The sequence below is a fragment of the Microcoleus sp. K1-B1 genome (assembly GCF_036704705.1).
GTDB lineage: Bacteria > Cyanobacteriota > Cyanobacteriia > Cyanobacteriales > Microcoleaceae > Microcoleus.
On the sequence record NZ_JAUBSH010000037.1, the window covers coordinates 56,491 to 66,088 of the forward strand.

At 46.4% G+C, this 9,598-nt stretch carries 8 protein-coding genes; 2 read left to right on the top strand and 6 right to left on the bottom strand.

Annotated elements, in window-relative coordinates; translation table 11 throughout:
- Positions 1-91: 91 nt before the first annotated feature.
- Positions 92-955, bottom strand: a complete 864-nt coding sequence (locus QUA83_RS15660; protein ID WP_333294059.1) for a sulfite exporter TauE/SafE family protein — start codon at positions 953-955, stop codon at positions 92-94.
- An 87-nt stretch (positions 956-1,042) separates the two neighbouring features.
- Positions 1,043-1,885 (bottom strand): pentapeptide repeat-containing protein, encoded by an 843-nt coding sequence (locus QUA83_RS15665; protein ID WP_333294072.1) that lies wholly within the window; start codon positions 1,883-1,885, stop codon positions 1,043-1,045.
- Between the two features lie 419 nt (positions 1,886-2,304).
- On the opposite strand from QUA83_RS15665, the gene ilvD reads away from it, so the two are divergent.
- On the top strand, positions 2,305-3,990 hold the full coding sequence (ilvD, locus tag QUA83_RS15670) for a dihydroxy-acid dehydratase (protein WP_333294061.1): 1,686 nt from the start codon (positions 2,305-2,307) through the stop codon (positions 3,988-3,990).
- A gap of 117 nt (positions 3,991-4,107) precedes the next feature.
- On the opposite strand, the gene QUA83_RS15675 is transcribed toward ilvD, so the two are convergent.
- From QUA83_RS15675 to QUA83_RS15685, 3 genes are all read right to left on the bottom strand, one after another.
- Positions 4,108-4,638 (bottom strand): hypothetical protein, encoded by a 531-nt coding sequence (locus QUA83_RS15675; protein WP_333294073.1) that lies wholly within the window; start codon positions 4,636-4,638, stop codon positions 4,108-4,110.
- A gap of 240 nt (positions 4,639-4,878) precedes the next feature.
- Positions 4,879-6,810 (bottom strand): ATP-binding protein, encoded by a 1,932-nt coding sequence (locus QUA83_RS15680; protein ID WP_333294063.1) that lies wholly within the window; start codon positions 6,808-6,810, stop codon positions 4,879-4,881.
- A gap of 46 nt (positions 6,811-6,856) precedes the next feature.
- Positions 6,857-7,267 (bottom strand): hypothetical protein, encoded by a 411-nt coding sequence (locus QUA83_RS15685; RefSeq protein WP_333294065.1) that lies wholly within the window; start codon positions 7,265-7,267, stop codon positions 6,857-6,859.
- A gap of 135 nt (positions 7,268-7,402) precedes the next feature.
- Here QUA83_RS15685 and QUA83_RS15690 point away from each other — a divergent pair, with 135 nt between their 5' ends.
- Positions 7,403-9,046: a GTP-binding protein gene (locus tag QUA83_RS15690; RefSeq protein WP_333294066.1), complete on the top strand. Its 1,644-nt coding sequence runs from the start codon at positions 7,403-7,405 to the stop codon at positions 9,044-9,046.
- Positions 9,047-9,148: 102 nt separating this feature from the next.
- On the opposite strand, the gene QUA83_RS15695 is transcribed toward QUA83_RS15690, so the two are convergent.
- Positions 9,149-9,520 (bottom strand): adenylate/guanylate cyclase domain-containing protein, encoded by a 372-nt coding sequence (locus tag QUA83_RS15695; protein ID WP_333294067.1) that lies wholly within the window; start codon positions 9,518-9,520, stop codon positions 9,149-9,151.
- Positions 9,521-9,598 lie beyond the last annotated feature (78 nt).

The window sequence follows — 9,598 nt, forward strand, 5'->3', positions numbered from 1 at the left end:
CTTACTTATCGTTTTTCGTAGGGTGCAGCGCGGGCACCTTCCCGCATTATTTCGTAGGGTGCGCCGGGCCGCGCACCTTACCAATTACCAATTACCCGTTACTAAATTTTTGCCAAGCTTGCCAGAAAACATAAATCGATAACACGGCCAAGAGCGATCGAAAAGCTAAACTAACAATACGATCGGGCAATCTCGGCAAAAACCGCGTGCTCACCTGCGCGCCCAACAAACCGCCGCCGCCAAGAATTAACCCCACAACCCACAACACATTCCCGCGCGCCGCGTGTCCCGCCGTCGCCGAAATTGCCGTGATGACGATGACGCCCAAGCTGGTTTGAATTGCAGTTTTAATGCTTTCTCCTAAGAGCAAAATTTGCAGGGGAACCATAATCACGCCGCCGCCTACGCCGAACAAACCCGCTAATAAACCCGCCGCACTGCCGGTAGCAATTTTAGCAAAAGTTGGATGGAATAAAATATTTGAATTATTGGGTAATTCGTGATTGGTAATTGGTAATTGAGCATTTTCTCCTTGTCCCGCTTGTCCTCCCAGTTCCCCTTGTTCTAGTTCCGCTTTCTTCTTAGCTGTCAGGTGCTTGCGAACTTCAATCAAATAAATATTCAGCCACAGCAACAGCCCAAAAGTAAGTAACAGCAAGTAAGGCGGAAATATCCCCGCCAAATAAGCACCGATTTGTGCTGTGATGACGGCAGGAAATCCAATGCCTGCGACTTGGCTCAAGCTGAGGTAGCCCATGCGCCAATTCTGGATGCTGCCAGAAATAGCTGTAATGACGATCGACAAACCGCTAGTAGCAACCGCTTGCACCGGAGCGTAATTGAGAGCCACCAACAAAGGCACGAGCACCGTACCGCCACCGATACCCAAAAATCCAGCTAGAATTCCGGCAAAAATTCCCGCCGCACCCAACATCAATAATTCACTGATAGTCATTAGTCATTAGTCAGTAGTTAACAGTCAACAATCAACAGTCAACAGTCAACAGTCAACAGTTAACAGTCAACAGTCAACAATCAAATTTTAAGAATCATTAGTTGTGCCGTCCGGCATAATTGCCCGCCTCAAATCTGCATCGCGGAAGTTAGTTCGATTGAGGTTAGCATCAATCAAAACCGCTTCCACCAAAACAGCCCCGCTAAAATTAGACCAGCACAGCTTTGCCCGGTACAAATTAGCACCGCTCAAATTAGCTCTTGCCAGCGTTGACCAACTCACATTAGCAACTCTCAAATTAGCATTGCTCAGATTAGCGTCGGTGAGATTAGCTCCAACCATCGTTACTTGGCGCAAGTCTGCACCAGTCAGGTTGGCCCCGCTCAGCATCGCCCCGCTGAGAATTGCCTGAGTCAGATTAGCTCTTTCTAAAAGCGACTCGCTGAGGATGGCATTTGTCAGGTTTACCGCTTTGAGAGTTGACCAACTCAAATTTGCCTTCATCAAATTAATGCGAATCATGCTAGCGTCGGTTAAGTTGGCCGCAAACAAATTCGCTTCGGTAAAGTTGGCTTCGGTTAAATTAGCTTCGGTCAAATTAGCTTTGGTCATGTTGACTTCTCTGGCCATTGAGCCGCGCAGGTTGGCTCCCATCAGGTTAGCCCCGCTGAGATTGGCACGGCTCAAATCGGTACCGATGAGATTTGCTTCGCTGAGGTTGGCTTCCGTCAAGTCCACCCCTGCCAATTTCACCTCGCGCAAGTTCGCTCCCGTCAGGTTAGCGCCTTTGAGGTTTGCGTCTTGGAAATTCGATCTGGTAAAGTTAGCCTCGCTGAGGTTTACCCCTTTTAAGTCGGCCCCGGCGAGGTTAATTTCTCGAAAATTTCTTTCTCCGGCCGCATATTGCCTCAGAATTCGATCGGCCTCCATGTCATTCGCCTCGCAATTTTTTTTAAACGTTAGAGTGATGGGTGTTACCACATCATCCCAGATAAACACGGTATTCACTCTGCACGCTGTAGTATCTGTAGAATTTTTCCATTGCTTTCCGGACACTGCTGTGGCACTGCCTCCTAAAAGGTCTGACAAATATCAAAGCTTCTGAGAAAATCAACAATAGGGTAAAACTCTCGGCGCTCGGCACTGAGTCAGTCGATTTTAGATTTTAGATTTTAGATTTGCTCCACAGATTCATCTGGGAGCCGGAACTTTGGTCTAAAATTATGGGCTCACCACGACGATTATCGGAAACTTGTATTCGTTTTTGGGCGAGCTGGCAGTTGACAACTGACAACTGTCAACTGTCAACTGTCAACTGTCAACTGTCAACAGACAAAGGAAATTTTAAAATGCCTGAAAATTTGAGAAGCCAAGCTGTGACTGGAGGCGTGCAGCGCGCGCCCAACCGAGCAATGCTGCGGGCAGTCGGTTTTGGTGACGGCGATTTCACTAAGCCGATTGTGGGGATTGCCAACGGGTACAGCACGATTACGCCCTGCAATATGGGATTGAACGACCTAGCTTTGCGGGCTATTGCAGGTGCAAGGGAAGCCGGCGCGATGCCACAGATGTTCGGTACGATTACTATCAGCGACGGGATCTCGATGGGAACTGAAGGGATGAAATATTCTCTGGTGTCGAGAGATGTGATTGCTGATTCCATCGAAACTGTTTGCAACGGCCAAAGTATGGACGGGGTGCTGGCTGTCGGCGGTTGCGATAAAAATATGCCGGGGGCGATGATTGCGATCGCCCGCATGAACATTCCTGCTATTTTTGTTTACGGCGGTACGATCAAACCAGGACACCACAACGGAAAAGATTTAACCGTTGTCAGCGCTTTTGAAGCAGTCGGTCAATTCAGCGCGGGCAAAATTGACGAAACAGAACTCAATGCAGTGGAACAACAAGCTTGTCCGGGTGCGGGTTCCTGTGGCGGAATGTTCACAGCAAATACGATGTCTAGCGCTTTTGAAGCGATGGGCATGAGTTTGCCTTATTCTTCGACAATGGCTGCTGAGGATGCCGAAAAAGCTGACAGCGCTGCCGAATCTGCAAAAGTTCTGGTGGAAGCTGTCCGCAAACAGTTGTTACCGAGCCAAATTTTGACGCGCAAGGCTTTTGAAAATGCGATCGCGGTAATCATGGCAGTCGGCGGTTCAACCAATGCTGTGCTGCATTTATTGGCCATTTCCAATGCGATCGGCGTTGAACTTTCCCTCGACGATTTTGAAACTATTCGAGCAAAAGTGCCAGTGCTGTGCGACCTCAAACCCAGCGGCAAATATGTAGCAACCGATTTGCACAAAGCCGGCGGCATTCCTCAAGTAATGAAAATGCTGCTAGAACAGGGTTTGCTGCACGGAGACGCGCTGACAATTACCGGTCAAACTGTTGCTGAAGTGTTAGCAGATATTCCAGCCGAACCCCGCACCGACCAAGATGTCATCCGCCCTTGGAACAACCCGATGTACGCCCAAGGACATTTAGCAATTCTCAGGGGAAATCTGGCAACAGAAGGAGCCGTTGCTAAAATTACTGGGGTTAAAAAACCGCAAATTACCGGTCCGGCGCGGGTATTTGAATCTGAAGAAAATTGTTTGGATGCAATTTTAGCGGGCAAAATTCAAGCCGGAGATGTGATTATCATCCGCTACGAAGGGCCCAAAGGCGGGCCGGGAATGCGCGAAATGTTAGCACCAACTTCGGCAATTATTGGCGCTGGTTTAGGCGATTCTGTAGGATTAATTACTGACGGTCGCTTCTCTGGCGGAACTTACGGCATGGTTGTCGGTCACGTTGCACCCGAAGCACAAGTTGGCGGGACAATTGCTTTGGTAAAAGAGGGCGATTCAATTACAATTGATGCTAACAATCGCTTGTTGCAGCTCAATGTTTCTGATGCAGAATTGGAGCAGCGGCGTGCTCTTTGGCAGCCTCCTAAACCTCGCTATACTAAGGGCGTTTTGGCTAAATATGCTAAGTTGGTTTCTTCTAGCAGTGTCGGTGCTGTGACTGATTTAGGTTTGGGTTAAACTAGGAGTTTTTGTAACCGCAGATGAAGGCAGATAGACGCAGATAAACGCAGATAAAATCCTATCTGCGTTCATCTGTGTCCATCCGCTGATATCTGCGGTTACAAAATTCCCAAATTAACTGCGCTGATTCAAAAAGCGGCCTGCCATCGACATGGCGTCAGTAATATCTACATCACCGTCTCCATCTGAATCTAAAAATGTATTCAAAACAGGATTGCTGCCTTGGACTGGATTTTGGGCGTTGCCGCCGGTTTGTAGCAAATTCAGTATGAGCGGCACCAAAACAGGTATCATCGCCTGCACTGTGGCGTTATTCAAACCGGTTCTGTGGGCGATATCGTTCACTATCTGCGTGAGTTGGCCTGCGCCGAACAAACTCTGTACCGCTTGCGGATTGGGATTTGTGCCGCTAAATTGGTTGACAACTTGTTGAGCTTGTGCGTCTCCTGACTGCGATCGCACGTCTTGCAATGCCGATCGCACGTATCCGCCCAAAACTGACATTGCCAACTGAGTCGTACCCGCATCGACGCCCTGGTTGCCACTCAACTGCTCTACCGCACCGATAATGTTGCCCAACTGATTGGGACTTGCTTGTTGGTTGGGATTGTCGATCGCGCTCAAAATTTGGTCAAATAGTCCCATCATTTTCGCTCCGTACAGTGATTGCTCAACTTAAAATTATAGCAACTCCTGTTTTTCAAGATTACTGAAAATAGTTGTGATTTGGGTATTATCACTCATTTAGTGGGGGAGCGACAGCCAGTCAATCGATTTTAGATTTTAGATTTTAGATTTTAGATGTGGAATGAATTATGACATCAGATTGCGGAGCTTGCTTGCAGTTGCATTCTTTTTTGAAACAGGGATAAAAACGAATAATTTTTAAGTTTTTACAGATCCTCTTTTTTCGGACTTGGTTGGCGCGTTCCCCTTGCCAAGGGAATTATATTCGCGAGCAACTGGAGGTTGTAAGAGCGTATTTTGCCTTAAATCCTCATGCTTAATCGGCAGGGCGATCGAAAATTCCGTCCCCGTTCCCACCTCAGACCAAAAGTTAATTGTCCCCCCGTGTTTCTTAACAATAATTTCGCGACCGATTGCCAATCCCAAACCAGTACCTACACCTCTCGGTTTAGTCGTAAAGAATGTTTCAAACATTTTTTCTTGGCTCTCTGGTGCTATTCCCGTACCGTTATCAGAAATTCGCACTACCACTGAGTCGTCGTCCAAGTATTCTGTAGCAATCACAATCCTCGGCGAAAAACTCGGTGCTTCCTGTTTGCTTGACTCCGAAGCCGATTGTTTTTTCGCCTCGGCTGAGCTGGATTTATCACTTTTTGCTTTCTCTTCCACAGCATCTAGTGCATTGTTGATAAGGTTCACAAATACCTGGTAAAGCAAACCCATATAGCCTTCCACAGTCGGAATATTCCCGTAATTTCGCACCACTTCAATGCCCTGTTTGATGCGGCTGTTGAGAATCAGCAAACTGCTGTCTATGCAGGCGTGCAAATCGACGGGATGAGGGGCTGCCTCATCGAGGCGAGAAAAATCTTTCAAACTTAAGATAATAGCTTTTGCTCTTTCCGCCCCTAGTTGCATCGAGTCAAATATTTTGCTCAAATCTTCTTTTAGAAAATCGATGTCTATTTCTTCGCCTTTCGTGATAACGGCGGCCGGGGGGTTGGGAATTTCTGTTTCGTAAGTTTTGAGCAAGTCTAAAATATCTTCAACATAATTTCTGGCAGGAGCGATATTGGCATAGATAAAATTGATTGGGTTGTTAACTTCGTGAGCAACACCGGCTAACATCCGCCCCAAAGTTGCCATTTTCTCATTTTGAAGTATCTGGCTTTGTTGTTCCGATTTCAATTCTTCTAGCAACTGATTTACTTTCTGAATGAGTTGATTCAGCGAAGCTGCTAATACTCCTACTTCATCGGTGCTGGTAACTGGTACTTGCAACTGAAAATTAGATTCTTTAGTCACTCGCTGAGCGATTTTAGTTACAGCGGCGAGGGGTTTGGCGATCGCCCGACTGGTGAAGCCCGCCAGCACTGCTGCAACGATGATCGACAGTGCCATGCTACCCAAAATTATTTGCACCCGCAGCGTCTGGGCTCGCAGCAGATCCTCCCGCCCTGCATCTTCTTGCTCTTGGGCGCGATCGATAATTTCTGCTATATCATTGACCGCCCTATCTAGTTCCAACCCTATTTTATCTCGATCTAAATTCGAGAGCAACTTACGTTTTACAAGTTGTTTAGCGGGGTTATTTGGCAATACAATAATTTTTTTATTAACTGTTTCTATTCGAGCAAGATAATTAGACAATAGCGAATCGCAAGTTTTTTTGAATTTTTCTATGCCTTCTATGTCTTCCATGTATTTAGAGTTCTTGACTTCAGATAATAACACCTTCAAGTTGTAAATATTGTTTTGTAGCTGTTCGTATTTGTTGTCAAAAATTTTGGGCTGTTCTAGCCCGTAAACAAGCCATTCTTGGCTATTTTTAGTTCGCAGTAAAGCCACCTGTAACTTATTTAAAAGCTGAGTTTCTCGATCGATGTGTACTTGATTGTTAGTTCTGCGATAGTAATGAGTGCCCACCAACATCCCGATAGTCGTTCCTCCAATCGCAACACAAAGAGCCAGTGCGTACCCAATGCTGATTTTGTCGCGAATACTGAGGTTGCCCAAGGAATGGGCTATGTGAGCGAAATAATTGGGCTTGAGTGGCTGGCTCTCTTTGATGTGATGCTCGCAAGAGGTAGAGAGTTCTTGTGAAGGCTGATTTAGAGGTTTGAGCTGCATAGATGCTAACCTGTGAATAATTCACGCACTGACAATTCAGTCTAACTTAACTCGCGGCTGATTTGAGAGTACCGCATTGATATTTAATTTGATAATTTTTGTAAATTAGGATGCTCTTACCTTGCCTAAGAAACCCGGTTTTTCGTTTCCGCTTTTGGAGGTTCCAGGAGGAACTTACCTTAAGAAATAGGGTTTCTGGATACTTCATGCGATATTTTATTCTTAATAAAAAAGTATGGCTCGACTCGCGATCGAATAAATGACCGAACAAATAAGTAGGTAAATGCAAATAAACCAGCCTGCAGTTGCGGCGGGTGATAAGCTGTAGCTGAGTTATCGTGCAAGCTACAATTTCAGCAAGAGGGCGATCGCACTTGTCCGTCCCGCTACCACTAAAACCCCGCAAACCGCGCCGGCAGTGCGACAGAATCAGGGTTTGCGGGTTCGCGCAGTACAATCCTCTTGGAGGGCTTCGCTAACGGCCGCTTCGCCATTTGAGATTTGAGATTTGAGATTTGAGATTTGCAATGACTGATGACTATCGGCGTAATGTAAAAATCAAAGTATAACCCTTTTATTTGCCACTTTCCTCATGCCTTTGCCGCGCCTGTTAACCTTAATTGCTGCTTTCTGCCTCGCCCTGGGGCTGATTATTGGGCTGGTGAGTTCCTTAACAGGGCTTTACAGTCAAGTTGCGTGGTCTGCTTCTCCGCTGCTGGCGAATGTGCTGATTTTCCTGATAATTGTACTTTTGGCCACGCTAATTTTTGCGCTGGTTTACTATTTTAGGTTGCTGCAACGCCCTCAGAAAGTTAAGGGAAAACGGCCAATTACTCCGAAGATTCCTGTTGTGAAAAGTGAAGCAGCTTCGGAAAATCTTAAAGCAATTCGGCAACAAGTCGATCGCATTCAAGATGAAGTAGCGCGGCAAGCTTTGCTGTTGAGAGCCCGCGAAATTGAAGCTAGCATGGCGAGGGGCAGCGTTCGAGTAGTTGTTTTCGGCACCGGTTCTGCGGGCAAAACTTCCGCTGTGAATGCGCTGGTGGGGCGGATGGCGGGACAGGTGGGCGCGCCGATGGGAACTACCGAAGTTGGCGAAACTTACACTCTGAAATTGAAAGGAATCGATCGAGAATTAGCAATTACCGATACCCCAGGCATCTTGGAAGCGGGAGTTGCGGGGACTTACAGAGAGGAATTGGCGAGGCAGTTGGCGGCGAGGGCAGATTTGATCTTATTTGTTTTGGACGGGGATTTGCGAAAATCCGAGTACGAACCGCTGCGGACTTTGGCGGAAATTGGCAAAAGGTCGATCGTGGTTTTTAATAAAGTTGACCTTTATCCCGACACCGACAGAGATGAAATTCTCGATCGACTGCGGCAGCGAGTCAAAGGTTTTGTATCAGCAATGGATGTAGTAGCAATTAGCGCCAATCCGCAAAAAGTTGTACTAGAAGACGGCACAATTTTTCAGCCAGACCCGGATATTATGCCATTAATTCGGCGCGTCGCTGCGATTTTGCGAGCCGAAGGCGAAGACTTAATTGCGGACAATATTTTGCTGCAATCTCAGCACTTGGGAGACCAAGCGCGCAAGTTAATTGATGCTCAAAGAAGGAGGCAAGCTGATAAAGCAGTAGAGCGATTTCAGTGGATCGGAGCCGGAGTAATTGCTGTCACGCCTTTGCCAGTTGTGGATTTGTTAGCGACAGCAGCAGTTAACGCTCAAATGGTCGTAGAAATTGCCAAGATTTACGGCTGCGAATTAAATATCGATCGCGCTAAAGAATTGGCATTGTCTTTAGCAAAAACCCTAGCAAGTTTGGGCATAGTTGAAGGGGTAATTCAAGTAGTGTCAAGGGCGCTGCAGTTAAGCGTAGCCGGGTTTGTACTTGGCAAAGCAATTCAAGCAGTCAGTGCGGCTTATTTAACCAGAATTGCTGGTAAAAGTTTTATTGAATATTTCCGCCATGACCAAGATTGGGGCGATGGTGGCATCACCGAAGTTGTGCAAAGGCAGTTTCAGTTAAATCGGAAAGACGAGTTTGTCAAAGCATTTGTCAAAGATGCGATCGCCCGCGTTGTCGAACCTCTGAACATTTATCAGCAGGAATCGGAACCAGAATTAGAAATGTCAGCCGAATTGGAATCAGAATTAGAACCAGAACCCTTGTATCAGCCGCCGCAACAAGACGATTGGGAAACTTACAGCAACAAACGAAACGATGAGTGGTAATTGGGAATGGGGAATTGGGAATGGGGAATTGGGAATTGGGCATTGTCAACTGTCAACTGTCAACTGTCAACTGTCAACTGACAACTCACAACTGACTAATGACTAATTTCGCCCCACCAACAAATAAGCCATCATTTCTCCTTTACCTTTAATCTCAACATTACCGCGCATTTTAAACAAAAATTTATCTTTTAAACGCTCGTAAACCGCCGCAGTCACCTGAATTTCCCCCGGAATACCGCTTGATTCCATCCGCTGAGCAACATTTACTGTATCCCCCCACAAATCGTAACTAAATTTTGTTAAACCAATGACTCCCGCCACCGCCCCACCAATATTTATCCCTATGCGAAGACTAAAGTTGTGATTGTTTTGGACATTGAAGCTAGCGACAGTAGCTTGCATATCCAGTGCCATTTGGGCGATCGCAAAAGCGTGATTTTCCTGCGGTTCTGGCAAACCACCAACTACCATGTAACCCACATTCCGCAGATATTCTATCTGATTTAATTTTAAAAAAATTCAGAATTGTCAAAACCTCAAATGATTGCT

Coding starts and splice junctions, on each gene's coding strand:
- QUA83_RS15660 (WP_333294059.1), bottom strand. CDS start 955: ATGACTATCAGTGAATTATTGATGTTGGGTGCGGCGGGAATTTTTGCC.
- QUA83_RS15665 (WP_333294072.1), bottom strand. CDS start 1,885: ATGGAGGCCGATCGAATTCTGAGGCAATATGCGGCCGGAGAAAGAAAT.
- ilvD (WP_333294061.1), top strand. CDS start 2,305: ATGCCTGAAAATTTGAGAAGCCAAGCTGTGACTGGAGGCGTGCAGCGC.
- QUA83_RS15675 (WP_333294073.1), bottom strand. CDS start 4,638: ATGGGACTATTTGACCAAATTTTGAGCGCGATCGACAATCCCAACCAA.
- QUA83_RS15680 (WP_333294063.1), bottom strand. CDS start 6,810: ATGCAGCTCAAACCTCTAAATCAGCCTTCACAAGAACTCTCTACCTCT.
- QUA83_RS15690 (WP_333294066.1), top strand. CDS start 7,403: ATGCCTTTGCCGCGCCTGTTAACCTTAATTGCTGCTTTCTGCCTCGCC.
- QUA83_RS15695 (WP_333294067.1), bottom strand. CDS start 9,520: ATGGTAGTTGGTGGTTTGCCAGAACCGCAGGAAAATCACGCTTTTGCG.